Below are 23,437 nucleotides of genomic sequence, written 5' to 3'. Positions count from 1 at the left end.
AATGAATGAGAAAGCGAGACTCTTAAGAATTAGGGCAAAGCTCAAGAGAAAGAAGCCAAGATTCCTTAGGCAAGAATGGTGGCGCTTTCCAAAGTTCAAGAATGATCCAAAGTGGAGAAGACCAAGGGGAATTGACAGCAAGATGAGGCTCAAGAAGAAGGGTAAGCCAAGGTCACCAAGCATTGGATGGAGCTCACCTAAACTTGTTAGAGGATTACATCCAAGCGGATATGAGGAAGTGTTAGTTCACAACGTCAAAGAGCTTGAAGCCCTTGACCCAGCAAGACAGGCAGCAAGGATTGCAAGAACCGTCGGAAAGAAGAAGAGAATCATGATAATTGAGAGAGCAAAAGAGTTAGGTATTAAAGTGCTTAACGGGTGAGGATAATGAGAATGCAGAGAAGGATTGCTGCTGAGATTTTAAAATGTGGCGAGAACAGGGTCTGGATTGACCCTGAGAGAATTGAGGATGTTAAATCCGCTATCACAAGGGAAGATATCAAGCGTTTAATAAAAGAGGGAGTTATTAAGAAAAAGCCAATCAAGGGACAGAGCACTTACAGAGCCAAGATAAGGCATGAACAGAGGAAGAAGGGAAGACACAGGGGACCAGGAAGCAGAAAGGGTAAGAAGACAGCAAGAATGGGCAAGAAGGAAAGGTGGATTATGACTATCAGAGCATTGAGAAAAGAACTTAGAAAGCTCAAGGCAGAGAAGAAGATAGATGTTCACACCTACAGGAGATTGTACATAAGAGCGAAGGGTGGACAGTTCAAGAACAAGCACCAGCTCTACCTGTTCCTTGAGGAAAAGGGAATATTGAAGAGGTGATATAAATGGCACACGGGCCAAGATATAGGGTTCCATTCAGGAGAAGGAGAGAAGGCAAGACCAACTATCACAAGAGGCTCAAGCTCCTCAAATCAGGCAAGCCAAGGTTAGTGGTTAGAAAAACACTCAATCATCACATTGCCCAAATCATCGTTTACGATCCAAAGGGAGATAGAACTTTAGTTTCAGCTCACACAAGGGAATTGATGAGAGACTTTGGCTGGAAGGGACACGGTGGAAACACTCCAAGTGCTTATCTGCTCGGTCTGCTCATCGGCTACAAGGCACTGCAGAAGGGCATAAGCGAAGCTATCCTTGATATAGGCTTGCACCCACCAACAAAAGGTTCAAGCGTCTTTGCAGTCCTTAAGGGAGCTGTTGACGCTGGTTTAAACGTTCCGCACAGCGAGGAAATTTACCCAGAGGATTATAGAATCAGGGGAGAACACATAGCCGAATACGCTAAGATGCTCAAAGAGGAAGACGAGGAGAGATATAGAAGACAGTTTGGCGGTTACCTCCTTAAAGGTCTCGAACCTGAAAAGCTTCCAGAGCACTTTGATGAGGTCAAAGCGAGAATAATTGAAAAGTTTGAGGGGGCGAGAGAATGAGCCAAGACTGGAGGGAATACGCTCAAAGAGTATTAGAAGAATGGCAGCCCAAGACTAAGTTGGGCATGCTCGTTAAGGAAGGACAGATTACGGACATTCACGAGATCTTCAGAAAGGGCTACCAGATTAAGGAGCCAGAGATTGTTGATGTCCTCCTTCCAGAAGTCAATGCAAGAGAAAACCAACAAGTCCTTGATATTGCTCTGACAGTTAGAATGACTGACAGCGGTAGGAGAGTAAGATTTAGGGTCTTAGCTGCAGTTGGTAACAGAGATGGTTATGTTGGATTGGGCATTGGTCATGGAAAGGAAGTCGGTATCGCAATTAGAAAAGCAATAAACTATGCTAAGATGAACATCATCGAAATTAAGAGAGGCTGTGGTTCATGGGAGTGCAGATGTAGAAGACCACACTCAGTTCCATTCACCGTTGAAGGAAAAGAGGGAAGCGTCAGAGTCAAGCTCATACCAGGGCCAAGAGGTCTTGGACTTGTCATTGGTGATGTCGGCAAGAAGATACTGACCTTGGCAGGAGTTAAGGACGTATGGTCACAAAGCTTTGGTGAGACAAGAACAACAGTTAACTTTGCAAAAGCAGTGTTTAATGCACTCTACAACACAAACAAAGTTGCTATTAAGCCCGACATGATCGAAAAGTACGGCATCGTCGTTGGTAGAGAGATGCCACAGAACTTTGAACTGTGAGGTGAGCAAGGATGGCAAAGATAGCAATAATTAGGATTAGAGGAAGAGTTGGGGTTAAGAGACCAGTAAGGGATACACTCGCAATGCTTAGACTTCACAAGGTCAACCACCTCGTCATAGTTGATGACACACCAAGCTACAAGGGAATGATCCAGAAGGCGAAGGACTACATTACATGGGGCGAAATTAACGCGGAGACATTAGCTAAGCTCATAAGAAAGAGGGGCAGATTAATCGGGAACAAGAAGGTTACAGATGAGTATGTCCAAGAGAAGCTCGGAATGACAATTGAAGAGTTTGCCGAAAAAGTCATTAATGGAGAGATGAAGCTCAGCGACTTGCCAAACCTCAAACCAGTCTTTAGGCTCCACCCACCAAGGGGTGGCTTCAAGGGAAGCAAGAAGAGGACATTCAAAGAGGGCGGAGCTTTAGGTTATAGAGGCGAGAAGATTAACGAGCTTATAGAGAGAATGCTGTGAGGTGCTTGCGATGATTAGGAGAAGAAAGAAAGTGAGAAAGCTGAGAGGATCACACACTCATGGCTGGGGATGCAAGAAGAAGCACAGAGGTGGAGGTCACAAGGGCGGTAGAGGAATGGCTGGAACTGGAAAGAGGAAGAAGACAAAGTGGACTTGGGTTATCAAATACATGCCTGACCACCTCGGTAAGAGGGGATTCAGCAGACCAAAGGCTGTCCAGAGAGAAATCATAGCAGTCAACTTGAAGTTCATTGACGAGCACTTGGATGAGCTTATGCAAATGGGAATTGCATATGAAGAGAACGGAAAAATCATAGTTGACACAACCCAGTTCGCTGACAAGGTTTTGGGAACTGGAAAGCTCACAAAGCCTTTGGTTATCAAGGCTTATGCCTTCTCCCCCAAGGCTCAGGAAAAGATTGAGCAGGCAGGGGGAGAGGCAATCCTCGCTTGATCTTTTTATTTTAAATTTTGGCAGGTGTTAATCATGGGCGCAAGGGATATAGTTTATGCATTAGAGAGATGGTTCCCAGAGATTGAAAGACCAAAGAGGCATGTTCCTTTAAAAGAAAAGTTTGCTTGGACCGGAATTGTACTGCTATTGTATTTCATCTTATCAGAAATTCCTCTATTCGGTTTGCCACCAACTGTTCAAGACTATTTTGAAACCTTAAGAGTTGTTCTCGCTGGTAGAAGCGGTAGCATTCTCACCTTAGGTATCGGTCCTATTGTTACTGCTGGAATTATCATGCAGCTTTTAGTCGGTTCTGAGATAATAAAGCTCGACTTATCAGACCATGAGGATAGAAGATTTTACCAGGCACTGCAGAGAGTGTTTGCAGTATTCATGTGTTTCTTTGAGGCAGCTATCTATGTATTAGCTGGTGCGTTCGGAAACCCATCGTTAGGAATAAAAGTCCTCTTGATACTTCAGCTTGCATTTGGTGGATTACTCCTTATAATCATGGATGAACTCGTTAGCAAGTGGGGAATTGGGAGTGGTATCAGCTTATTCATTGCTGCTGGTGTTTCGCAGACAATAATTACAAGAGCATTCAATCCTTTAACCACAACACAAGTAATTGATCCCCTTACAGGACAGCCAGCAATAATCGGTGCGATTCCTGCATTCATCCAGCATCTAATTCATGGTGATCTGACGGGTGGATTTTACAGAGGAACCTTGCCAGATATGAGCAATGTATTGGCAACTCTGGTAGTGTTCCTTATCGTCGTATATTTAGAGAGCATGCGTGTTGAGATCCCACTCAGCTATGGAAGAGTTACAGTTAGAGGAAGATATCCAATTAGGTTCATGTATGTTTCGAACATTCCGATTATCTTAACCTTCGCACTTTATGCAAACATTCAGCTTTGGGCTAGATTATTGCAGAGACTTGGACATCCAATCTTAGGGCAGTTTGACCCCCAAACTGGAGCTGCAATTTCAGGATTTGTTAGATACACTATTCCTCCTAGGGATATCTTCCACGTTACAGCTGATCCAGTAAGGGCATTGATCTATGCCCTTATGACAATCGTTTGGTCTTTAATCTTTGGATTCCTCTGGGTTGAGCTTACGGGATTAGATGCAAAGAGCATAGCAAGGCAACTGCAAAGAGCAGGTCTCCAAATTCCAGGATTTAGAAGGGATCCGAGAATCCTTGAGAGAGTGTTGCAGAGGTACATTCCGTACGTTACCTTCTTGGGCTCATTCACCCTAGCTGTGGTTGCAGTATTGGCTGACTTCCTTGGAGCATTAGGTACAGGAACAGGAATACTGCTGACTGTCGGAATCCTCTACAGGTTCTATGAGGAGATAGCGAGGGAGCAAGTAAGCGAAATGTTCCCAATGCTCCGCAGGTTCTTCGGTTGACATTTCTTTTTCCAAAAAATCTTTAAACCCTTACTTCTTTTATCTCATTGACAGCAAATTCATCTATTTAATTCATTAAAGGTGATACCAAATGCCGTTTGTAGTCATAATTACTGGCATCCCAGGGGTAGGTAAGAGCACCATTACAAGATTGGCTTTGAAAAGGACACGGGCTAAATTCAGACTCATTAACTTTGGCGACTTAATGTTTGAAGAAGCGGTAAAATTAGGTTGGGTTAAGCACAGGGATGAAATGAGGAAATTGGAGTTGCCGAAGCAGAGAATTCTACAGCAGAAAGCTGCAGAAAAAATTGCGGAAATAGCCAAAAAGGAGCCCGTTCTTTTAGATACACATGCTACAATCAGAACTCCCCTTGGCTATTTGCTGGGATTCCCAAGGGAGGTCATTGAGACCATAAATCCAAACTTTATTGTAATAATTGAGGCAACTCCAAGCGAAATCCTCGGTAGACGTTTGAGAGATCTCAAAAGAGACAGAGATGTTGAGACTGAAGAGCAAATCCAGAGACATCAAGATTTAAATAGGGCTGCTGCAATAAGCTATGCAATGCATTCCAATGCACTTATAAAGATAATTGAGAACCATGAAGACAAAGGTTTAGAAGAAGCTGTTAATGAGTTGGTGAAAATACTCGATTTGGCGGTGGAGGAATATGCTTGAGCCGATATATCTTGTACTGGATAAAATATTTGGGCCGTTGTTGGTCTCAACTCCCCCATTGTGGGTAGTGACAATCTCAGGTATAATACTAGGTTCGTTTTTCACACTAGTGAACTACTTCTTAGTTGACCAAGAAAAGTTGAAGAGACTTCAAAAGCTGAGCAAAGAATTTCAGGAAGAGTGGAAGGAAGCACAGAAAGCTGGGGATGAGAAGAAGCTTAGAAAGCTTCAGCAGAAGCAAATAGAGCTTTTAAAACTTCAGAATGAAGTTATGAAAGATACATTCTTCAAGCCCATGTTAGTAACAATGCCAATATTCTGGATATTCTTTGGATGGATGAGGAGATGGTATGCTGAGGTTGTTGTTGTAAAGCTACCATTTAACTTCTTCATTGCTGACTTTTTCCACAAGGCGTCATCTCTTCATGCAAATGAGCTCGGCTACATTGGATGGTACATCCTAACTTCAATGGTAGTAGGACAAGTTTTAAGGAAGATATTGGACATGGCTTAGTTAAGTTTAAAAATGCTGAACAAAAATGCTAAGCGAGGTGGAGAAAAATGAAACCAATGTATGGGTCAAGGTCATGGAGGAGGAAATACGTTAGAACTCCTGGGGGAAGGACTGTCATACACTTTGAGAGAAGAAAGCCAAAGATTGCTCACTGTGCAATGTGCGGAAGACCACTTAACGGCATTCCAAGAGGAAGACCAGTTGAAATGAGAAAGCTACCAAAGACCAAGAAGAGACCAGAGAGACCAATGCCGCACCTCTGCCCAAGATGCATGCGCAAGGTCATGAAAGCCCAGGTTAGAGCTCAGATTTCTTGATTTCTAAAACTTTATTAAGTGGTTAAAATGCCAAAAGGCTGCCTAGTGATAACAGTAAGCGGTTTAGCAGGTTCAGGAACTACAACACTATGCCGCAATATTGCCAGACATTATGGATTTAAGCATGTCTATGCTGGTTTAATTTTTAGACAGATGGCCAGAGAAATGGGTATGACTTTACAGGAGTTTCAAAAATACGCTGAGCTTCACCCAGAGATTGATAGGGAAGTTGATAAGAGGCAGATTGAGGCAGCTAAGGAGTGCAACGTTGTTATTGAAGGTCGTTTGGCTGGCTGGATGGTTAAGAATGCTGACCTTAAAATTTGGCTTGATGCTCCAATAAAAGTTAGAGCCGAAAGGGTTGCAAGGAGAGAGGGCATTAGTGTTGAGGAAGCGTTCATACAGATTGCCGAGAGGGAGAAGCAAAATAGGAAAAGATATTTAAACCTTTATGGTATTGACATCAACGACCTTTCGATTTATGATTTAGTCATAAACACTTCGAAATGGTCGCCCGATGGGGTCTTCGCTATTGTGAAGGCCGCCATCGACCACCTGTACCCCGATGGCGACACGGGGTTTAGGACGAAAAAATGAGGAGGTGGGATGAATGCCAGCAATTGATATAGGAAGAATAGCCGTTGTTATTGCCGGAAGGAGAGCCGGACAAAAGGTTGTTGTAGTTGATATAATTGACAAGAACTTCGTCCTCGTTACAGGTGCTGGATTGAACAAGGTTAAGAGGAGAAGAATGAACATAAAGCACATCGAGCCGCTCCCAGAGAAGATTAGCATTCCAAGAGGAGCAAGCGACGAGGAAGTTAAGGCCGCCCTTGAGCAGGCTGGAATAAGTTTAGCTTGACAATAAGCCAAGCCTTTTTGACTTCTCTTTTCTATTCTTACTTGGGTGGGATTTATGAAAAATGCACTTGTTACTGGAGCTTCCGGTGGAATTGGAAAGTTAATTGTAAAAAGATTGACTGAGCAGGATTATTTTGTTATTGGAGTTGGCAGGAATGAAAAAGCACTTAGAGAGCTTAGCTCACTCGGAAATTTTGACTACATTATTACGGATTTAAGTGAAAAGGGAGCGGCGGAGAGGATTAGAAAGGCGCTGGAACGGAGGGGTATTGAAAGGCTTGATCTTCTCATCAACAACGCGGGCTTTGCTATAGCTAAACCTCTCCTTGAGCAAAATGAGGAAGAACTCGAGAAACTTTTCAAGGTAAATGTAATAGCCCCAATTGTGCTTACGAAGGAGCTTCTGGACATGATTCCCAGAGGTGGAAAAGTCGTGTTTGTTATAAGTGCTGCAGCATTTGTTAACACCGTAGAGCTGCCGTCTTATGGGGCTGCAAAAGCTTCTCTCCACTATATGGTTGTTAATCTTGAAAAAGAGTTGAAAGAAAAAGATGTTCATATAATTAAGGTGTATCCGAGACAAGTAGCAACTCCTTTCTGGTATGGGAAAGTCCCTAAAGGTTCCGTCAGCCCAGAAGAAGCTGTAGACGTAATTTTAAAAGCTATTAAGAAAAACAAAAGCGAAGTGTTTGTCCCTGCTTACGTCAAGCTCGTTAAGTATCTCCCAAGATGGCCGGTCTTTGACTACAAGTTTAAATTCTGAGGGCAGATTTATAAAGCAAAATTCTGAGATTCTTACATGACAATCATTGGGTGATACTCATGGCGAGAGATGAAGTTAGAAGAATCCTTCCAGCAGACATCAAGAGGGAAGTGCTAGTCAAAGATGAAAAAGCTGAGACCAATCCAAAATGGGGCTTTCCTCCAGAGAAAAGACCAATAGAGATGCACATGCAGTTTGGCATAATCAATCTCGACAAGCCTCCGGGACCTACGAGCCACGAGGTTGTTGCATGGATTAAAAAGCTCTTCAACTTAAAGAAAGCTGGTCATGGAGGAACACTTGATCCAAAGGTCAGCGGCGTTTTACCGGTTGCCCTTGAGAAAGCAACCCGTGTAGTTCAGGCTTTGCTCCCAGCTGGAAAGGAGTATGTAGCTTTAATGCATCTCCACGGCGAAGTTCCCGAGGATAAAATCTACAAAGTTGTGAAGGAGTTTGAGGGAGAAATCATTCAGAGACCGCCGCTTAGGAGTGCCGTTAAAAGAAGGTTGAGGACGAGAAAGGTTTACTACATCGAGATTTTGGAAATAGAAGGCAAAGATGTCCTCTTCAGGGTTGGCGTTGAGGCTGGAACTTACATACGTTCACTTATCCACCATATTGGGCTGGCTTTGGGAGTCGGTGCTCACATGGCCGAGCTGAGAAGAACGAGGAGCGGGCCGTTTAAGGAAGATGAAACATTAGTGACTTTACACGACCTTGTAGATTACTATCATTTCTGGAAGGAAGATGGAATTGAGGAATACTTCAGGAAAGCAATCCAGCCGATGGAGAAGGCAGTGGAGCATCTGCCGAAGGTCTGGATAAGAGATTCAGCAGTTGCCGCTGTTACTTATGGAGCAGATTTGGCCGTTCCAGGAATCGTTAAGGTGCATGCAGGCATAAAGAGGGGAGATTTAGTTGCTATAATGACGCTCAAAGATGAGCTTGTCGCATTAGGAAAGGCTATGATGACGAGTCAAGAAATGCTTAACAAGAGCAAGGGAATAGCTGTTGATGTCGAAAAGGTGTTCATGCCGAGGGATTGGTATCCCAAGTTATGGTAAAGGGCAAAGAATATTCTTCCTTCTTCATTCTCTTAATTCACTGGGAGACTTTGCCTTTACGATCCCTGAGATCATATTCACGAGTAAGTTTTCACGCTCACATTTTTAAACCCCTCAACGAATCTTCAACCATGAGTCATTACTATTCCGAAAATCCCAATGTTCCACTAAAAACTAGGACAATTGAGGTATTTATTAGAGGGCAGTATTTTAGGTTCATTACAGCAAGTGGAGTCTTCTCTTTCGGGAAATACGACGAGGGTACTCGATTATTGGTTGAAAATGCTATGCTTGAAAAAGATTGGCGTGTTTTGGATTTGGGCTGTGGATACGGTGCAATTGGCATTGTGGTAGCTAAATTTGTTGATTATGTTGTGATGACTGACATTAACAGGAGAGCAGTAAGCATAGCAAAGAAAAACTTAAAAATCAACAATGTGAAGAATGCCGAGGTTAGGTGGGGTAACCTTTATGAACCAGTGAAAAATGAAAAGTTTCACAGCATAATTACAAACCCACCAGTGCATGCTGGCAAGGAAGTTTTAAGGGAAATAGTTATAAATGCTCCCAAGCATCTCTACGATGGAGGTCTGCTCCAGCTGGTGATAAGAACTAATCAGGGCGCAAAGTTTATTAAAGCCCTAATGGAGCAAACCTTTAAAGATGTGAGAGAATTAGCTAAAGGAAGTGGCTATCGGGTGTATGCCGGGATCGCCTAGCCTGGGATGGCGCGGGCCTTGAGAGCCCGTGGGCGTTTGCCCGCCGGGGTTCAAATCCCCGTCCCGGCGCCAAAATCCTCTTTGAAGGATTAATCTGGAGGTGTATTTATAATGGCAGAATTTAGGCATATCGTCCGTGTTGCGGGAGTAGATTTAGATGGAAATAAACAGCTCAGATGGGCGCTCACAGGAATAAAAGGAATAGGCATAAACTTTGCCACAATGGTGTGCAGAGTTGCTGGATTAGACCCATTCCAGAAGGCTGGTTACTTAACAGACGAACAGGTTAAGCTCATTGAGGAAATTCTTGAAGATCCAGTTAAGCATGGAATTCCAGCTTGGGCAGTAAACAGACCAAAGGACTACGAGACTGGAAAAGACATGCATCTCATTGGTGCAAAGCTTGTCATGGCATGGCGTGAGGACATCAACAGGCTTAGGAGAATTAGGGCATACAGAGGTATTAGACACGAGCTTGGCTTGCCATTGAGAGGCCAGAGAACAAGATCAAACTTCAGAAGAGGACAAACTGTAGGTGTCAGCAGAAGGAAGAAGTGAGGTGGTATAGATGGGAGACCCTAAGAGACAAAGGAAGAAGTATGAAACTCCCTCTCATCCATGGATTAAGGAGAGGCTTGACAGAGAGAGAGTTTTAATGAATAAGTATGCTCTCAAAAACAAGAAAGAGCTTTGGAAGCACGAGACTCAGCTTAAGGAGTTCAGAAGAAGAGCAAGAAGATTGCTCGCAGCAAGAGGAAAGCAGGCAGAGATTGAGAGACAGCAGCTTCTCCAGAGATTGGCAAGACTTGGAATCCTTCCGGAGAATGCTGTGTTAGATGATGTTCTCTCACTTACGATTGAGGACATCTTAGAGAGAAGACTCCAGACACTTGTTTACAGAAAAGGTCTTGCAAGGACAATCAAGCAGGCGAGACAGTTAATTGTTCACGGCCACATAGAGGTCAATGGGCAGATAATCAGGTCACCGAGCTACCTTGTCCTCAAGGAAGAGGAGGATGGTATAACCTACGCAAAGACCTCACCTTTCGCTAAGGAATCACACCCTGAGAGAGTTGTTATTGAGCAAGCTAAGCAGGCGGGTGAGGCTCAATGACTGAGGAGGTAAATATTAAGAAGAAGGAGAAATGGGGAGTTGCTCACATTTACTCCTCATACAACAACACCATAATTCACATAACCGACCTCACAGGCGCAGAGACAATTTCAAGATGGAGCGGTGGTATGGTTGTTAAGGCAGACAGAGATGAGCCATCCCCATACGCAGCCATGATTGCTGCAAAGAGAGCCGCTGAAGAGGCCTTGGAGAAGGGTATTGTTGGTGTGCACATTAAAGTTAGAGCTCCTGGAGGAAGCAAGAGCAAGACCCCGGGACCAGGTGCTCAAGCTGCAATTAGAGCTTTAGCTAGAGCTGGTCTTAAGATCGGCCGTGTTGAAGACGTTACACCAATACCCCACGACGGTACAAGGCCCAAGGGCGGCCGTAGGGGTAGAAGAGTCTGACCTCTCTTTACAACTTCTTTTTTGGTGAGAAAAAATGGAAATTAAAATTCTTGAAAAAAGGGAAGATGCAATTCGCTTTATCTTAGAGGGTGTTGATGCGGCTTTTGCGAATGCATTAAGGAGAACAATAATTGGTGAAGTTCCGACTTTTGCAGTTGATGAGGTTGAGTTCTATGAGAACGATTCAGCTCTCTTCGACGAGATTATCGCTCACCGCTTAGCCATGATCCCGCTCACCACTCCATATGACAGATTTGAGCTCGATGCTCTTGAGCTTGATGATTATACTGTCACTTTAAGCTTAGAAGCTGAAGGCCCAGGCATAGTGTACTCAGGCGATTTAAAGAGTGATGACCCAGATGTAAAACCGGTAACTCCAAATATACCCATTGTAAAACTAGCAGAAGGTCAAAAGTTGACCTTTAACGCTTATGCTAAGCTTGGAAGAGGAAAAGACCATGCAAAGTGGCAACCGGGCTTTGCTTACTACAAGTACCTCACAAAGATTTATGTGAGCAAAGAAGTCCCAGACTGGGAGAAAATAAAGAAGCTGGCAAAGAAGAGGAAGCTTCCCGTTGAGGAAACTGAAGATGAGCTTATCATAACAACAATCACTGCTTTCTATCTTCCAAGGGAGTTTGAGCAATATATGGGTAGCTTGATTAAAGAGGAAATTGTGCCAAATGCATTCGTGTTTACAGTAGAGAGCAACGGAGAGCTTCCCGTTGAGGAAATGGTAAGCATAGCGCTCAAGATTTTGATGAGAAAGAGCGATAAATTTATAAACGAGCTTCATAAATTAGCCGAATAGCCTTAGTGCGGGGGTTGCCGAGCCTGGTCAAAGGCGCGGGATTCAGGGTCCCGTCCCGCAGGGGTTCCGGGGTTCAAATCCCCGCCCCCGCACCATAATGATCACCCCGTCCCTCGGCGCGAGAAGGAATTGAGGAGGAATGCTCATGAAGAGAACAGGTCCAACTGATATCAATTTGAGAAGGCTTATAAGGTATTTAAGGAAGAAGTCAAACGAGGAAGGAGTAAAGATATGGAAGGACATAGCTTGGCGTCTTGAAAGACCAAGAAGGCAGAGAGCTGAGGTAAACATCAGCAAAATCAACAGATACACAAAGGATGGCGACATGGTTGTTGTTCCAGGAAGTGTCTTGGGTGCAGGAAATCTCGATCACAAGGTTATCGTTGCTGCATGGAAGTTCAGCGAGAAAGCTAGAGAAAAGATTATCAAAGCTGGTGGAGAGGCAATAACAATTGAGGAGTTAATCGAGAGAAATCCAAAAGGTAGTGGAGTAATCATAATGGAGTGATGAGCTATGAGGATTATTAACGCTGAAGGTCTCATATTGGGAAGACTTGCATCAAAAGTCGCTAAGATGCTCCTCGAAGGGGAAGAAGTTATCATTGTCAATGCTGAAAAAGCTATAATCACCGGAAACAGAGAGAACATCTTTGCAAAGTACAAGCAGAGAACTGAGCTTAGAACAAGAACAAACCCAAGAAGGGGTCCATTTTATCCAAAAAGAAGTGACGAGATTGTTAGAAGAACAATCAGAGGAATGCTTCCATGGAAGACTGACAGAGGAAGGAAGGCTTTCAAGAGACTCAAAGTTTACGCCGGTGTTCCAAAGGAGTTTGAAGGAAAAGAGTTTGAGACAATAATGGAAGCACACATGTCAAGGCTTAAGACACCCAAGTATGTGACAGTTGGAGATGTTGCAAAGTATTTGGGTGGAAAGTTCTGAGGTGATAGTAATGAGAGTTATTCAAACTGCTGGAAAGAGAAAGACTGCAATTGCGAGAGCAACAATTAGAGAAGGTAAGGGTAGAGTTAGGATTAACAACAAGCCAGTTGAGATTATCGAGCCTGAGATCGCAAGATTCACAATCCTCGAGCCACTCATCTTAGCAGGTGAGGAGATCGTCAGCAAAGTTGACATTGATGTCAAAGTGCAAGGCGGAGGATTCATGGGACAGGCTGAGGCTGCAAGAGTCGCAATTGCAAGAGCTCTAGTTGAATGGACTGGAGACATGAATCTCAAGGAAAAGTTCATGAAGTACGATAGAACAATGCTTGTCGGCGACAGCAGAAGGACAGAGCCGCACAAGCCAAACAGGTCAACTAAGGGTCCAAGAGCAAAGAGACAAAAGAGTTACCGTTGAATTGGTTTGCTTTCCTTTAAAACTTTAGTTTAGAGTTAAAACTTTAAAAGGTGATTTGCTTGATAGTTCCCGTGAGATGCTTTACATGTGGAAAGGTCATAGGGGATAAATATTACATCTTTAAAGAGCGCGTTGAGAAGGGTGAAGACCCTGAGAAGGTGCTCGATGACCTTGGATTGGAGAGATACTGCTGCAGAAGAATGCTCCTCACTCACGTTGAGTTGATTGATGACATCATGCAGTATAGAGTGTATTGAAAAACCACATTTCTTCGGAGGGGCCGTGGGGTAGCTTGGTCTATCCTCCCGGCCTGGGGCGCCGGAGACCCGGGTTCAAATCCCGGCGGCCCCACCAAAATTGGCATAGGTGATAAACATGTTCAAGTACACGAGATTTGAAAAGGCGAGAATTATTGGAGCAAGGGCATTGCAAATAGCAATGGGTGCTCCCGTCTTGATTGACATTCCAGAGGGCATAACCCCGTTGGATGCCGCGATATTGGAGTTTGAAAAGGGTATAATACCAATAACCGTTATAAGACCGAGCTGATGAAAGATGACGATAATAGAGAACGTTGTGGGTAGGGTTGCAATCCTCAAAGGCGGCAAATATTCAATTGAAGTTGACGTTATAACTAGCTCTGGCTTTGGAAGATTTGCAGCTCCCGTTGATGAGAACCCCTCCCTATACGTTGTTGAAGCCCACAGAGCTGTTAGTGAAGTAGATGAGATTATAGGACCCGAGCTCATTGGTTTTGATGCTCAAGAACAAGAGCTCATTGACAGCTATCTCTGGGAAATTGACGGAACAGACAATTTAAGCCACATCGGTGCCAACACTGCATTAGCTGTCTCAATAGCTGTTGCAAAAGCTGCAGCTAACGTCAAGAAAATGCCCCTTTACAGCTACATTGGCGGAACATTTACAACAGAGCTTCCGGTTCCGCTTATCGGCTTTGCAAGCGATGAGTCTTTTGACTACTACGTCATGGTCAGAGATTTGATGGAGATAACAGATGTTGTTGATGCAATGGTCAAGATTGAAGAGCATGCCAAAAAAATCAGCGTTGAGGAGCTTTCAAAAGCTTCAGAAACTGCAAGTGATGAGCTTGGCCTAGATGTTGCAATAGGGCTTGTCCAAAAAAGACCACTCGAGCTTGAAGAAGTCCTTAGGATTGTAGAGGACAACAACATAGCCTACATAAAGCCAATTGGCACTGAGGAGCTTTTCCTCGAGCTCATTGCCAGTACGCACGGGGTCTTTGTTGACGGTGAATACCTCTTTAAGGAGAAGGACATACTTGATAGGAGATACTATAATGCGCTTTCAATAAAGCCTATAAACCTCGGCACACTCACCGATTTATACAACCTTGTGAATGATGCGAAATCCGAGAGGATTACGCCCATATTGGCTGAGGCAAAGTTTGAGTCTGCTGATGAAGCTTTGCCTCACATAGCTGTTGGGCTCAAATGCCCAGCTATAATGCTCTATAAAGATTCGCTAGTTAAAATAAACGAACTTATTAGGATAGCCGAAGATTTGGGTGAAAGAGGAAGGATAATAACATTTGAGGGGTGAAAGAAATGGAAGAGTATTTAGTTCCACTCGACCAATATTTAGCAGCTGGAGTTCACATCGGAACACAGCAGAAAACTAAGGATATGAAGAAGTTCATCTATAGGGTTAGGCAAGATGGTCTCTACGTTTTGGATGTTAGAAAAACAGATGAGAGGCTCCGCATAGCTGGTAAGTTCCTTGCAAAGTTTGAGCCAGACAAAATCTTAGCGGTTAGCGTTAGGCTCTACGGTCAAAAGCCGGTTAAAAAGTTCGGCGAAGTTACTGGTGCAAGAGCAATGCCTGGAAGATTTCTCCCTGGAACAATGACAAACCCAGCAGTCAAGAACTTCTTTGAGCCAGATGTTCTTATTGTCACAGACCCAAGAGCTGACCACCAAGCACTCAAGGAGGCTGTTGAAGTTGGAATCCCAATTGTGGCTTTAGTCGACACTGAGAACTTGCTCAGCTACGTTGACTTAGCAATCCCAACAAACAACAAGGGTAGAAAGGCGCTAGCTTTGATTTACTGGATACTTGCAAGGGAAATCCTCTACAACCGCAAAGAAATTGAGAGCAGAGAGGACTTCAAGGTTCCAGTTGAGGACTTTGAGATGAGGATTATTAGGACTTGAGCTTTAGTTTTTTGTTATCTTTTTCTGGCACTCTTGTTTTGTTCTTGTAACCTTTCGCGATAATAAACCAAAACCCTATAAGCCCTTTTGCATAACTTTTTTGGGGTGATAGCTATGATAAGGTACCCAGCAGTGGCTGGCAGTTTTTATCCCGCTGATGAAGAGCTTGTGATGATGCTTGAGCGCTTTTTCAGTGACTTAGGAGAGCCTGGCAGTGAGAGGAAGATAACAGCTGGGGTTGCTCCTCATGCCGGTTATGTCTTTTCAGGCTACACAGCATCAAGAACATACAAAGCGATTTATGAAGATGGCCTCCCGGAGACATTCGTCATAATAGGGCCTAACCACACGGGCTTTGGCTCACCTGTTGCCGTTTATCCAGAGGGGAAATGGATCACTCCGTTAGGAGAAGTTGAAGTTGATAGCGAATTAGCCAGAGCAATTGTTAAGAATTCCGGTATAGCTGACTTGGATGAGCTGGCTCACAAGTATGAGCACTCCATAGAGGTTCAACTACCGTTTATACAATATATAGCTGATAAAGCTGGCAAGGAAATCAAAATAGTGCCGATAGATCTTGGGCTTCAAGATGAGGAGGTTGCTGAGGACTTAGGAAAAGCAATTTTTGAAGCTTCCCATGAGCTTGGCAGAGATGTTGTTGTGATTGCTAGCACAGATATGATGCACTATGGCTATATGTACGGCTACGTTCCTTTCAGGGCGAGAGGAGAAGACTTGCTTGGCAGGATTAAGGAGTGGGACTTCAGGGTCATTCAGAAAATCCTAGAGTTTGACTACAAGGGCATGTTCGATGAGATAAGGAAAATGAATCATACGATGTGTGGTCCAGGTGGAGTTGCCACTGCAATAGTGTTTTCAAGATTAGCTGGAGCTGTTGAAGCAGAGCTTTTGCACTACACCACAAGCTTTGAAGTCAGCAGAAGTATGGATGCAATAGTTGGCTATGCATCGATTGTGATTAGAAAATCCTGATCTTTTCTTTTCATTCTGAGACCAAAAGGAAAATAAATCTTAGACTTCAACTTTTCTAGGGAGTAAATTTCACTGAATTTAATGGAGGGTTAAAAATGAGAGTTCTCGCGTCAGCTCCAGCTAAAATTATTCTCTTCGGTGAACACAGCGTCGTTTATGGGAAGCCTGCCATAGCAGCGGCTATTGATTTGAGGACATACGTTTGGGCTGAGTTCAACAAGAACGGGAGGATTAGGATTGAAGCTAAAGACATTAGAGTGCCAGGCTTAACTGTTTCGTTTTCTGACAAGGAAATCTATTTCGAAACTGATTACGGAAAAGCTGCAGAGGTTTTAAGCTATGTAAGGGAGGCAATAAACCTTGTAATGGATGAAGCTGGGCAAAAGAAGGGAGTTACCGTTTCAATTACGTCTCAAATCCCAGTTGGCGCTGGGTTGGGCTCCTCAGCAGCGGTCGCTGTTGCAACTATAGGTGCAGTTTCGAGACTTTTAGGCTTGGAGCTTACCAAAGAAGAAGTGGCAAAGCTTGGGCATAGGACAGAGCTTTTAGTCCAAGGAGCTTCAAGCGGAATTGATCCGACAGTTTCAGCAATTGGCGGCTTTCTTTACTACGAGAAGGGCAATTTTGAGGAGCTGCCAGCAATAGAACTGCCAATTGTTGTCGGATACACGGGTTCAAGTGGCAGCACGAAGGAATTAGTTGCAAAAGTGAGGAAGAGCTTTGAAGAGATGCCGGAGATTATAACCCCAATTCTAAACTCAATGGGCAAAGTCGTTGAGAAAGCTAGGGAAGTGATTCTGGCAGACTATGACAAGGAACTTAAATTCCAGCTCCTTGGAAGGCTCATGAACATAAACCATGGCTTGCTTGACGCCCTCGGAGTCTCAACAAAGAGCTTGAGCGATTTGGTGTATGCTTCAAGGGAGGCTGGTGCTTTGGGCGCTAAAATCACAGGTGCTGGTGGGGGAGGATGTATGTATGCCTTAGCTCCAGGAAAGCAGAGTGAAGTGGCAACAGCAATAAAGATTGCCGGTGGAATGCCTATGATAACAAAGATTAGCAGGGAAGGTCTTAGAATAGAGGAGGTTGAGGAATGATACTCATCAAGCTTGGTGGAAGTGTAATAAGCGACAAGGAGAAAGAATACTCATTCCACAAGCACATAGTGGAGCAGATAGCTGAAGAAATTGCTCAATTTTACCCAGATGAGAGCTTCATCCTAGTTCACGGCGGTGGAAGCTTTGGGCATCCAAATGCAAAGGAATACAAAATCACTGAAGGTCTCAGAGGGGATGTTGATAGAAAGAGAATTGGCTTCTCAAAGACTCATCAAGCAATGCTCAAGCTCAATAATTTGATAATTCAAACTTTCTTAGAGAAGGGTTTGCCTGCTTATTCTGTTTCTTCATCATCAATCTTTCTAATTGAAAATAAAGAGATAGTTTATGCTGAGCTTGAGATTTTGAGAAAGCTCCTTGAGCTTGGATTTATCCCTGTTTTGTTTGGAGACACAGCGATAGCCCTTGACAAAGGCATAGACATCCTTTCGGGAGACCAGATAGTAAGCTATCTCACAAAGATGCTCAAGCCGAGCAAAGTGATCTTTTTGATGGACGTTGATGGGATTTATGACAAGAATCCAAAGGAAAGAGATGCAAAGCTAATTGAAGAGCTCAATGCTGAAGAAATTAGACATTTGCTGGAAAGTTCAGAGTCAGCTGGAATTGATGTAACTGGAGGAATTGGAAACAAGCTGAGGGAGGCTTTAAAAATAGCAAAGCACAGTGAAGTTTATTTCATAAACGGGAAAGTTAGGGGGAATCTCAGTAAGGCTATCAAAGGTCAAAGAGTCGGCACAAAGCTTAGAAAACTTGAGCATCCAAAAATCTCTTAACCTATTCTTTCACTTTTCATTTAGGAGGTGCTTTCATGGATAAGGAGGAGCTCACGATAATCAGGAAGTTTGAGCATATCGAGCACTGTTTAAAGCGGCAAGTTGAGGCTCATGTAACTAATCAATTTGAGAACATTCACTTTGTCCACACTTCTCTCCCAGAAATAGATAAAGATGAGATTGATTTGAGCGTTGAGTTTCTTGGAAGGAAATTTGACTACCCGATAATGATTGCTGGAATGACAGGCGGAACAAGAGGCTCTCAGCTTGCTGGAAAGATAAACAAAACCCTAGCTAAAGCTGCTCAAGAGCTGAACATCCCTATGGGAGTTGGAAGTCAGAGGGCAATGATTAGAAAGCCAGAAACTTGGGAAAGCTACTACGTTAGGGATGTTGCACCGGATATTTTTCTCATCGGGAACTTAGGCGCACCTCAATTTGCTGAGACTATGCCAAATCGCTATGGTATTGAAGAAGCACTAAAAGCTGTCGAGACAATTCAAGCCGATGCTTTAGCTATCCACATGAATCCTCTCCAAGAGAGCGTTCAGCCTGAAGGAGATACGCAATACAGGGGAGTTCTTAAAGCGTTAGCTGAACTTAAGAGCGAGCTCCCATACCCAATAATAGCTAAAGAAACAGGTGCTGGGGTTTCAATGGAAGTTGCAATAAAGCTTGAGAGCATTGGAATTGATGCCATTGACGTTGGCGGTCTTGGAGGCACGAGCTGGAGCGGCGTTGAGTACTACAGGGCAAAAGACGAAAGGAGCAGAAATCTGGCCTTAAAGTTCTGGGACTGGGGAATTCCCACAGCAATTAGTGTTGTGGAAGTTAGATATGCAACTGACTTGCCGATAATAGCAACTGGCGGAATTAGAGACGGTATAATGATTGCAAAAGCTTTAGCTCTTGGAGCGAACTTAGCTGGAGTTGCTTTGCCTCTGCTGAAACCAGCAGTTAGGGGAGATGTTGAGGGAGTAATTAAGATTCTCCAGAGATATATTGATGAGCTCAGAAATGCTATGTTTCTTGTTGGAGCGAGAAATGTGGAAGAGCTTAGGAAAGTCCCACTGGTGATTACGGGCTTTGCAAGGGAGTGGTTGGAGCAGAGAATTGATCTAGCTGAGTTTCTCAGAGTAAGGAGGAGAAAAGCTTAGCTTTTTCTGCTTTTTAAATGTTCATTTTTGTTCAGTCTTTTACTTAAGTTTCTTTTGATTAGTAGAGCTGATAAAACTATAGCTTAAAAAATCTCACTAACAAAAAATTAGGTAAAAAATTTACTTTCAATAAAAGAAAAAATTTATAAATCATAAAGTCATAATTATTATTGCAATATTTAGTGGAGGATGAAAGTATGAAAAAACTGTTTGGAATTTTGTTGGGGTTATTGATAGTTGGGGCAATGGGATATATTCAAGCAACTCCTATTGGTGGTGCTAAAGTTACTCTGATAGATGAGGATGGAAAAGCTCTAACAGACCATGGCAAAGTTTACTATTCAGTCTGGACTTTTGATGAGAATGGAGATATCAAAGTTCTCCAGGAGGGAACGTTGAGCAAAAACTTCCTGTTCACAAATAATATTATAAAAATCTCCACTCTCGATACACCAAAGAGCATTGCAAGAAAGATTGGCTCAAAAACGGCATTCATTGGGATTGACGTGTGGATTGTTAAGGATGGAAAGCTTTATACGTTTCCACCAGAAAGCATCGAAGTTGGAATAAACAAAAACACATTTGCAGAAAATTTTGAGTTGAAATTCAACTTTAAAGAGGCAAAAATTAAAGATTTGAAAGCTCTTAATTTGAAAACATCAAAAACAGAGCCTTTGGCTCATGATGTTTATTACATCTGGAAAACTGAAAGACAAAAATCTTATGCTAATGTTAGAATACCCGTTTTGATAATACACAACAAAGCTTGGAGTGATGTATTTGCAACTGTTGATATTGCGGTTCAAGTTCACAAATACTGGGGACCAGATGTTACGGTAGCTTTTGGCGACCAGATCTCTAAGAAAGTAAGCTTTGATCCTAGCTCAATAACAGTCAAAGTTCTTGGAAGATCAATAACTGACTATTATGCTGGAGGAGATGATATTACCGTTCCCAAGGAGTATTCTTGGGGCTACGTTTGGATTAAAGGAACGGTCCATTACATTTATCAGAAAGAATACATCTGCACAGCATGGTGCTATCCCACAGGAAATGAGAGATACTTTGCAAAAATTGACAGTTCTATTATTGATAGATACGGAATTGTTAAACACATAAAGAGTGGGGCAACTCTTGGGAGACCGCCTTATAATTTTCCCAGCAGCTGGATGAGGAGATCGGGAGGCATCAATGGCGGTGTTGAGGATCCAGTATCTATATCAGAATTTTACGGAACCATCTACGCCGGAACTGATGGACATAGCTTTGGTGTTGGGGTTCCGGTGGGAGCGATACTTAAGTACTTTGCTGGGGGAGCTTTGCCAGAATGGTTTGACACCTTAATTGTTGGATTCAGTGAAAGTGACTATGCAAGCTACGTAATGTTAGGTCATTTAAAGAATAAAGGACCACAGAGCACTGTAACATTCTATGCCATGGAGAGCAGCTATAAGGTCAGAATTCCAGTTCATCACTGGTGGGGCACCATCTACGAGGATGTTAACGTTCCGGTTGGTTTGTATGTTGAAGTTTCTTGATGATTTCTTAACTTTTTATTTTTAACCCTCCGTACACGTACATTCAAATCTGTCTGACATCACTATTCTTTAACCAAGGTTACCGGTCATTACCAAATACACATCTTTTTAAACCCTACCTTCAATTATTACTTAGCTTGACCTTATGCTCGTGAGAGCTTAGAGGTCAAACACGGGAGGAAAAGAAATGATAAATATTTACACCCTAGGCGGTTATGAAGAAGTAGGTAAAAACATGACAGCCATTGAATACAATGGGGAAGTTGTGATAATAGACATGGGCATTCGCTTGGATAGGGTTCTCATCCATGAAGATGTTGAGTTTCAGAAGATGCCCTCAAAAGAGCTGAGAAAGATAGGTGCAATTCCAGATGACACTCCAATTAGGAATAAAAAAGTCGTTGCAATAGCTTTTTCTCACGGTCATCTTGACCATATCGGTGCGGTAGCAAAGTTGGCTCCTCATTATCCAGACGTTCCGATTTACGGAACCCCATACACAATAAAGCTTGCAAAGAGCGAAGTCAAGAGCGAACAGTATTTTGAAGTTAAAAACCCAATGTATGAGACTCAATATGGTGAAATTGTTCAAGTTAGTGAAAATCTGGCAATTGAATTTGTTCAGATAACTCATTCAATTCCCCAATCTTCGATAGTCGTTGTTCACACCCCAGAGGGCGCTGTGGTCTATGCATGCGACTACAAATTTGACAATAACAGCCCTCTTGGAGAAAAGCCAGACTACAAGAGGCTCAAGGAAATCGGTAAGGAAGGAGTCAAAATTTTAATAGCAGAATCTACAAGGGTTGCCGAAGAAACAAAGACGCCAAGTGAAGCGGTTGCAAAGATGCTCCTTGAGGATTTCTTCTATTACGATGGTATGGAAGAGAAAGGTTTGATAGCCACGACATTTGCCTCGCACATCGCTCGCCTCCAAGAGCTTATAGAGATAGCCAACAACATGGGAAGGCAGGCTATTTTGGTCGGTCGCTCCTTAGCAAAATACACAGGCATAGCTAAACAATTGGGATTGATAAAGATGAAAGGTTCAAGGGTTCTCAGGAGTCCCAATGCAGTTCAAAAAGCCCTCAAAGAGATTTCACAGGCAAGGGAGAACTACCTCTTAATAGTCACGGGTCATCAAGGTGAGCCTGGGGCGGTTTTAACAAGGATGGCAAATGGAGAGCTTTACGATTTGGGTAAGGATGACACTGTTGTTTTCTCTGCTGGAGTGATACCAAATCCTTTGAACATAGCCCAGAGATATGCTCTGGAAATAAAGCTTAGAATGAGAGGTGTTAGAATAATTAAGAACTTACATGTTTCAGGTCATGCTTCAAGAGAAGACCATCGCTATCTGATTAAGATGCTCAATCCAGAAAACATTGTACCAGCTCACGGGGACTTTAGAATGCTCACTCATTATGCTGAACTCGCAGAAGAGGAAGGATATTTAATTGGTAGAGATGTGTTTGTCTCGAGAAATGGATACAAGGTTGAAATTGCGAGGTGATAACATGAGCAAGTTTGATGCACTCTTCAAATCAATAAAAGAGAAAGCAAAAGTTGTTGATGATGTCATCTTTGAGCTTTTGCCTGAAAAGGAGCCGAAAGAGCTGTATGCAGCAACAAGACACTATCCCCTAGCTGGAGGAAAGAGAGTCAGACCTTTTGTCGTTCTCACTGCTACAGAGGCTGTTGGTGGGGACTGGAAGAAAGCCCTTTACCCAGCTGCAGCAATAGAGATTCTCCACACTTATACGTTAATTCACGATGACATCATGGATATGGACGAGACAAGAAGAGGAAGAGCAACGGTCCACAAAGTGTGGGGCATCAACATGGCAATCCTCGCTGGGGATTTAATGTACTCTGTTGTCTTTGATGCGGCAACAAAAGCTCCAGTCAGTGCAGAAAAGATCGTTGAAATCGTCAGAGCAATAGCGAGGGCAGGTATTGAGATATGTGAAGGTCAAGCTCTTGACCTTGAATTTGAGACAAGAGACGCAGTCACAATTGACGAGTATCTAAAGATGATTGACGGTAAAACTGCGGCCCTCTTTGACGCTTCTGCAAAGATTGGGGGTATAATTGGAACAGACAACCAAGAGTATATACAAGCACTTTCAAAGTATGGAAGAAACGTTGGGCTGGCATTTCAAGTTTGGGATGATGTCCTTGACTTAATTGCCGATGAGGAAAAACTTGGAAAGCCAGTTGGGAGTGACATAAGGAAAGGCAAGAAGACGCTTATAGTTGCTCACTTCTTCCAGCATGCGAGCGAAGAGGATAAAGCTGAATTCTTGAAGGTGTTCGGCAAATATGCTGGAGATGTTAAGGGCAAGGGCATAATTGAAGAAGACATTAGAGAGGAGGTTGCAAAAGCAATTGAGCTGCTCAAGAAGTATGGAAGCATTGAATATGCTGCAAGATTTGCCAAAGACCTAGTAAAGGAAGCTAAAGAGGCCTTGAAAGTTCTTCCAGAAAGTGAAGCAAGGAGAAATCTTGAGTTATTGGCTGATTTCATCGTGGAGAGGGAGTATTAGTGG

33 protein-coding genes and 3 tRNA genes are annotated in these 23,437 nt (G+C 43.2%); all 36 read left to right on the top strand.

Annotated elements, in window-relative coordinates; all coding sequences use genetic code 11:
* Position 1: 1 nt before the first annotated feature.
* The 36 genes from E3E24_RS06115 to E3E24_RS05940 all read left to right on the top strand — a co-directional run bounded on the left by E3E24_RS06115 (position 2) and on the right by E3E24_RS05940 (position 23,434).
* Positions 2-382 carry a 50S ribosomal protein L32e gene (locus E3E24_RS06115; RefSeq protein ID WP_167885273.1) on the top strand — a complete coding sequence of 127 codons (381 nt, stop codon included), beginning with the start codon at positions 2-4 and terminating at the stop codon, positions 380-382.
* Between the two features lie 5 nt (positions 383-387).
* Entirely contained in the window at positions 388-831 is a 444-nt protein-coding gene (locus E3E24_RS06110) for a 50S ribosomal protein L19e (protein WP_206204916.1), read from the top strand.
* Between the two features lie 5 nt (positions 832-836).
* Positions 837-1,442, top strand: coding sequence for a 50S ribosomal protein L18 (locus E3E24_RS06105; protein WP_167885274.1), 606 nt, complete (start codon positions 837-839; stop codon positions 1,440-1,442).
* Positions 1,439-2,146, top strand: a complete 708-nt coding sequence (gene rpsE, locus E3E24_RS06100; RefSeq protein ID WP_167885275.1) for a 30S ribosomal protein S5 — start codon at positions 1,439-1,441, stop codon at positions 2,144-2,146. Before E3E24_RS06105 ends, rpsE begins: the two co-directional genes overlap by 4 nt.
* 11 nt (positions 2,147-2,157) lie before the next feature.
* Complete coding sequence (locus E3E24_RS06095) at positions 2,158-2,625, top strand: 50S ribosomal protein L30 (protein ID WP_042679448.1); 468 nt, start codon at positions 2,158-2,160, stop codon at positions 2,623-2,625.
* A 10-nt stretch (positions 2,626-2,635) separates the two neighbouring features.
* A complete protein-coding gene (locus E3E24_RS06090) occupies positions 2,636-3,079 on the top strand; it encodes an uL15m family ribosomal protein (RefSeq protein WP_167885276.1) in 444 nt (147 codons plus the stop codon).
* Positions 3,080-3,112: 33 nt separating this feature from the next.
* A complete protein-coding gene (secY, locus tag E3E24_RS06085) occupies positions 3,113-4,501 on the top strand; it encodes a preprotein translocase subunit SecY (RefSeq protein WP_167885277.1) in 1,389 nt (462 codons plus the stop codon).
* A 91-nt stretch (positions 4,502-4,592) separates the two neighbouring features.
* Positions 4,593-5,183, top strand: coding sequence for an adenylate kinase (locus E3E24_RS06080; protein ID WP_167885278.1), 591 nt, complete (start codon positions 4,593-4,595; stop codon positions 5,181-5,183).
* Positions 5,176-5,697 (top strand): DUF106 domain-containing protein, encoded by a 522-nt coding sequence (locus E3E24_RS06075; RefSeq protein ID WP_167915731.1) that lies wholly within the window; start codon positions 5,176-5,178, stop codon positions 5,695-5,697. Before E3E24_RS06080 ends, E3E24_RS06075 begins: the two co-directional genes overlap by 8 nt.
* A gap of 47 nt (positions 5,698-5,744) precedes the next feature.
* Positions 5,745-6,014: a 50S ribosomal protein L34e gene (locus tag E3E24_RS06070; RefSeq protein ID WP_167915730.1), complete on the top strand. Its 270-nt coding sequence runs from the start codon at positions 5,745-5,747 to the stop codon at positions 6,012-6,014.
* A 27-nt stretch (positions 6,015-6,041) separates the two neighbouring features.
* Entirely contained in the window at positions 6,042-6,611 is a 570-nt protein-coding gene (gene cmk / locus E3E24_RS06065; RefSeq protein ID WP_167885549.1) for a (d)CMP kinase, read from the top strand.
* Positions 6,612-6,624: 13 nt separating this feature from the next.
* On the top strand, positions 6,625-6,876 hold the full coding sequence (locus E3E24_RS06060; RefSeq protein WP_167885281.1) for a 50S ribosomal protein L14e: 252 nt from the start codon (positions 6,625-6,627) through the stop codon (positions 6,874-6,876).
* A 54-nt stretch (positions 6,877-6,930) separates the two neighbouring features.
* Positions 6,931-7,638, top strand: a complete 708-nt coding sequence (locus E3E24_RS06055) for an SDR family oxidoreductase (RefSeq protein ID WP_167885282.1) — start codon at positions 6,931-6,933, stop codon at positions 7,636-7,638.
* Positions 7,639-7,697: 59 nt separating this feature from the next.
* Positions 7,698-8,702: an RNA-guided pseudouridylation complex pseudouridine synthase subunit Cbf5 gene (locus E3E24_RS06050; protein ID WP_167885283.1), complete on the top strand. Its 1,005-nt coding sequence runs from the start codon at positions 7,698-7,700 to the stop codon at positions 8,700-8,702.
* Between the two features lie 131 nt (positions 8,703-8,833).
* On the top strand, positions 8,834-9,421 hold the full coding sequence (locus E3E24_RS06045) for a class I SAM-dependent methyltransferase (RefSeq protein WP_167885284.1): 588 nt from the start codon (positions 8,834-8,836) through the stop codon (positions 9,419-9,421).
* Positions 9,407-9,493, top strand: a tRNA-Ser gene (locus tag E3E24_RS06040). Before E3E24_RS06045 ends, E3E24_RS06040 begins: the two co-directional genes overlap by 15 nt.
* A 39-nt stretch (positions 9,494-9,532) precedes the next feature.
* Positions 9,533-9,979 carry a 30S ribosomal protein S13 gene (locus E3E24_RS06035; protein WP_167885285.1) on the top strand — a complete coding sequence of 149 codons (447 nt, stop codon included), beginning with the start codon at positions 9,533-9,535 and terminating at the stop codon, positions 9,977-9,979.
* Between the two features lie 10 nt (positions 9,980-9,989).
* Positions 9,990-10,535 (top strand): 30S ribosomal protein S4, encoded by a 546-nt coding sequence (locus tag E3E24_RS06030; RefSeq protein ID WP_167885286.1) that lies wholly within the window; start codon positions 9,990-9,992, stop codon positions 10,533-10,535.
* On the top strand, positions 10,532-10,942 hold the full coding sequence (locus tag E3E24_RS06025; RefSeq protein ID WP_042679474.1) for a 30S ribosomal protein S11: 411 nt from the start codon (positions 10,532-10,534) through the stop codon (positions 10,940-10,942). Before E3E24_RS06030 ends, E3E24_RS06025 begins: the two co-directional genes overlap by 4 nt.
* A gap of 34 nt (positions 10,943-10,976) precedes the next feature.
* Positions 10,977-11,753 carry a DNA-directed RNA polymerase subunit D gene (locus E3E24_RS06020; protein ID WP_167915729.1) on the top strand — a complete coding sequence of 259 codons (777 nt, stop codon included), beginning with the start codon at positions 10,977-10,979 and terminating at the stop codon, positions 11,751-11,753.
* Positions 11,754-11,760: 7 nt separating this feature from the next.
* Positions 11,761-11,848: transfer RNA gene (locus E3E24_RS06015), tRNA-Leu, on the top strand.
* 50 nt (positions 11,849-11,898) lie between these two features.
* Positions 11,899-12,261: a 50S ribosomal protein L18e gene (locus E3E24_RS06010; protein ID WP_167915741.1), complete on the top strand. Its 363-nt coding sequence runs from the start codon at positions 11,899-11,901 to the stop codon at positions 12,259-12,261.
* Positions 12,262-12,267: 6 nt separating this feature from the next.
* The gene (rplM, locus tag E3E24_RS06005; RefSeq protein WP_167885289.1) at positions 12,268-12,696 is read left to right on the top strand and encodes a 50S ribosomal protein L13; all 429 of its coding nucleotides are present in this window, start codon (positions 12,268-12,270) and stop codon (positions 12,694-12,696) included.
* 10 nt (positions 12,697-12,706) lie between these two features.
* Positions 12,707-13,114 (top strand): 30S ribosomal protein S9, encoded by a 408-nt coding sequence (locus E3E24_RS06000; RefSeq protein WP_042679482.1) that lies wholly within the window; start codon positions 12,707-12,709, stop codon positions 13,112-13,114.
* A 59-nt stretch (positions 13,115-13,173) separates the two neighbouring features.
* Positions 13,174-13,371 (top strand): DNA-directed RNA polymerase subunit N, encoded by a 198-nt coding sequence (locus E3E24_RS05995; RefSeq protein WP_042679484.1) that lies wholly within the window; start codon positions 13,174-13,176, stop codon positions 13,369-13,371.
* A gap of 19 nt (positions 13,372-13,390) precedes the next feature.
* A tRNA-Pro gene (locus tag E3E24_RS05990) sits at positions 13,391-13,468 on the top strand.
* A 21-nt stretch (positions 13,469-13,489) separates the two neighbouring features.
* A complete protein-coding gene (locus E3E24_RS05985; protein WP_167885290.1) occupies positions 13,490-13,663 on the top strand; it encodes a DNA-directed RNA polymerase subunit K in 174 nt (57 codons plus the stop codon).
* 6 nt (positions 13,664-13,669) lie between these two features.
* Complete coding sequence (locus tag E3E24_RS05980; protein ID WP_167885291.1) at positions 13,670-14,695, top strand: hypothetical protein; 1,026 nt, start codon at positions 13,670-13,672, stop codon at positions 14,693-14,695.
* Positions 14,696-14,700: 5 nt separating this feature from the next.
* Positions 14,701-15,306 (top strand): 30S ribosomal protein S2, encoded by a 606-nt coding sequence (rpsB, locus tag E3E24_RS05975; RefSeq protein WP_167885292.1) that lies wholly within the window; start codon positions 14,701-14,703, stop codon positions 15,304-15,306.
* A gap of 114 nt (positions 15,307-15,420) precedes the next feature.
* A complete protein-coding gene (locus E3E24_RS05970) occupies positions 15,421-16,299 on the top strand; it encodes an MEMO1 family protein (RefSeq protein ID WP_167915728.1) in 879 nt (292 codons plus the stop codon).
* A gap of 95 nt (positions 16,300-16,394) precedes the next feature.
* The gene (locus E3E24_RS05965; protein ID WP_167885294.1) at positions 16,395-17,396 is read left to right on the top strand and encodes a mevalonate kinase; all 1,002 of its coding nucleotides are present in this window, start codon (positions 16,395-16,397) and stop codon (positions 17,394-17,396) included.
* Positions 17,393-18,193 (top strand): isopentenyl phosphate kinase, encoded by an 801-nt coding sequence (locus E3E24_RS05960; protein WP_167885295.1) that lies wholly within the window; start codon positions 17,393-17,395, stop codon positions 18,191-18,193. Before E3E24_RS05965 ends, E3E24_RS05960 begins: the two co-directional genes overlap by 4 nt.
* A 35-nt stretch (positions 18,194-18,228) precedes the next feature.
* Positions 18,229-19,350, top strand: coding sequence for a type 2 isopentenyl-diphosphate Delta-isomerase (gene fni / locus E3E24_RS05955; RefSeq protein ID WP_167885296.1), 1,122 nt, complete (start codon positions 18,229-18,231; stop codon positions 19,348-19,350).
* 170 nt (positions 19,351-19,520) lie between these two features.
* On the top strand, positions 19,521-20,888 hold the full coding sequence (locus E3E24_RS05950; protein ID WP_167885297.1) for a hypothetical protein: 1,368 nt from the start codon (positions 19,521-19,523) through the stop codon (positions 20,886-20,888).
* Between the two features lie 187 nt (positions 20,889-21,075).
* Positions 21,076-22,401, top strand: coding sequence for an RNase J family beta-CASP ribonuclease (locus E3E24_RS05945; protein WP_167885298.1), 1,326 nt, complete (start codon positions 21,076-21,078; stop codon positions 22,399-22,401).
* A 4-nt stretch (positions 22,402-22,405) separates the two neighbouring features.
* A complete protein-coding gene (locus E3E24_RS05940; protein ID WP_167885299.1) occupies positions 22,406-23,434 on the top strand; it encodes a polyprenyl synthetase family protein in 1,029 nt (342 codons plus the stop codon).
* Positions 23,435-23,437: the final 3 nt, after the last annotated feature.

The organism is Thermococcus sp. LS2, assembly GCF_012027375.1.
Taxonomy (GTDB): Archaea; Methanobacteriota_B; Thermococci; order Thermococcales; family Thermococcaceae; genus Thermococcus_B.
Note: the sequence above shows the minus strand (reverse complement) of the source record. Positions and strands in the feature narration are given on the sequence as shown.

Coding starts and splice junctions, on each gene's coding strand:
- E3E24_RS06115 (WP_167885273.1), top strand. CDS start 2: ATGAATGAGAAAGCGAGACTCTTAAGAATTAGGGCAAAGCTCAAGAGA.
- E3E24_RS06110 (WP_206204916.1), top strand. CDS start 388: ATGAGAATGCAGAGAAGGATTGCTGCTGAGATTTTAAAATGTGGCGAG.
- E3E24_RS06105 (WP_167885274.1), top strand. CDS start 837: ATGGCACACGGGCCAAGATATAGGGTTCCATTCAGGAGAAGGAGAGAA.
- rpsE (WP_167885275.1), top strand. CDS start 1,439: ATGAGCCAAGACTGGAGGGAATACGCTCAAAGAGTATTAGAAGAATGG.
- E3E24_RS06095 (WP_042679448.1), top strand. CDS start 2,158: ATGGCAAAGATAGCAATAATTAGGATTAGAGGAAGAGTTGGGGTTAAG.
- E3E24_RS06090 (WP_167885276.1), top strand. CDS start 2,636: ATGATTAGGAGAAGAAAGAAAGTGAGAAAGCTGAGAGGATCACACACT.
- secY (WP_167885277.1), top strand. CDS start 3,113: ATGGGCGCAAGGGATATAGTTTATGCATTAGAGAGATGGTTCCCAGAG.
- E3E24_RS06080 (WP_167885278.1), top strand. CDS start 4,593: ATGCCGTTTGTAGTCATAATTACTGGCATCCCAGGGGTAGGTAAGAGC.
- E3E24_RS06075 (WP_167915731.1), top strand. CDS start 5,176: ATGCTTGAGCCGATATATCTTGTACTGGATAAAATATTTGGGCCGTTG.
- E3E24_RS06070 (WP_167915730.1), top strand. CDS start 5,745: ATGAAACCAATGTATGGGTCAAGGTCATGGAGGAGGAAATACGTTAGA.
- cmk (WP_167885549.1), top strand. CDS start 6,042: ATGCCAAAAGGCTGCCTAGTGATAACAGTAAGCGGTTTAGCAGGTTCA.
- E3E24_RS06060 (WP_167885281.1), top strand. CDS start 6,625: ATGCCAGCAATTGATATAGGAAGAATAGCCGTTGTTATTGCCGGAAGG.
- E3E24_RS06055 (WP_167885282.1), top strand. CDS start 6,931: ATGAAAAATGCACTTGTTACTGGAGCTTCCGGTGGAATTGGAAAGTTA.
- E3E24_RS06050 (WP_167885283.1), top strand. CDS start 7,698: ATGGCGAGAGATGAAGTTAGAAGAATCCTTCCAGCAGACATCAAGAGG.
- E3E24_RS06045 (WP_167885284.1), top strand. CDS start 8,834: ATGAGTCATTACTATTCCGAAAATCCCAATGTTCCACTAAAAACTAGG.
- E3E24_RS06035 (WP_167885285.1), top strand. CDS start 9,533: ATGGCAGAATTTAGGCATATCGTCCGTGTTGCGGGAGTAGATTTAGAT.
- E3E24_RS06030 (WP_167885286.1), top strand. CDS start 9,990: ATGGGAGACCCTAAGAGACAAAGGAAGAAGTATGAAACTCCCTCTCAT.
- E3E24_RS06025 (WP_042679474.1), top strand. CDS start 10,532: ATGACTGAGGAGGTAAATATTAAGAAGAAGGAGAAATGGGGAGTTGCT.
- E3E24_RS06020 (WP_167915729.1), top strand. CDS start 10,977: ATGGAAATTAAAATTCTTGAAAAAAGGGAAGATGCAATTCGCTTTATC.
- E3E24_RS06010 (WP_167915741.1), top strand. CDS start 11,899: ATGAAGAGAACAGGTCCAACTGATATCAATTTGAGAAGGCTTATAAGG.
- rplM (WP_167885289.1), top strand. CDS start 12,268: ATGAGGATTATTAACGCTGAAGGTCTCATATTGGGAAGACTTGCATCA.
- E3E24_RS06000 (WP_042679482.1), top strand. CDS start 12,707: ATGAGAGTTATTCAAACTGCTGGAAAGAGAAAGACTGCAATTGCGAGA.
- E3E24_RS05985 (WP_167885290.1), top strand. CDS start 13,490: ATGTTCAAGTACACGAGATTTGAAAAGGCGAGAATTATTGGAGCAAGG.
- E3E24_RS05980 (WP_167885291.1), top strand. CDS start 13,670: ATGACGATAATAGAGAACGTTGTGGGTAGGGTTGCAATCCTCAAAGGC.
- rpsB (WP_167885292.1), top strand. CDS start 14,701: ATGGAAGAGTATTTAGTTCCACTCGACCAATATTTAGCAGCTGGAGTT.
- E3E24_RS05970 (WP_167915728.1), top strand. CDS start 15,421: ATGATAAGGTACCCAGCAGTGGCTGGCAGTTTTTATCCCGCTGATGAA.
- E3E24_RS05965 (WP_167885294.1), top strand. CDS start 16,395: ATGAGAGTTCTCGCGTCAGCTCCAGCTAAAATTATTCTCTTCGGTGAA.
- E3E24_RS05960 (WP_167885295.1), top strand. CDS start 17,393: ATGATACTCATCAAGCTTGGTGGAAGTGTAATAAGCGACAAGGAGAAA.
- fni (WP_167885296.1), top strand. CDS start 18,229: ATGGATAAGGAGGAGCTCACGATAATCAGGAAGTTTGAGCATATCGAG.
- E3E24_RS05945 (WP_167885298.1), top strand. CDS start 21,076: ATGATAAATATTTACACCCTAGGCGGTTATGAAGAAGTAGGTAAAAAC.
- E3E24_RS05940 (WP_167885299.1), top strand. CDS start 22,406: ATGAGCAAGTTTGATGCACTCTTCAAATCAATAAAAGAGAAAGCAAAA.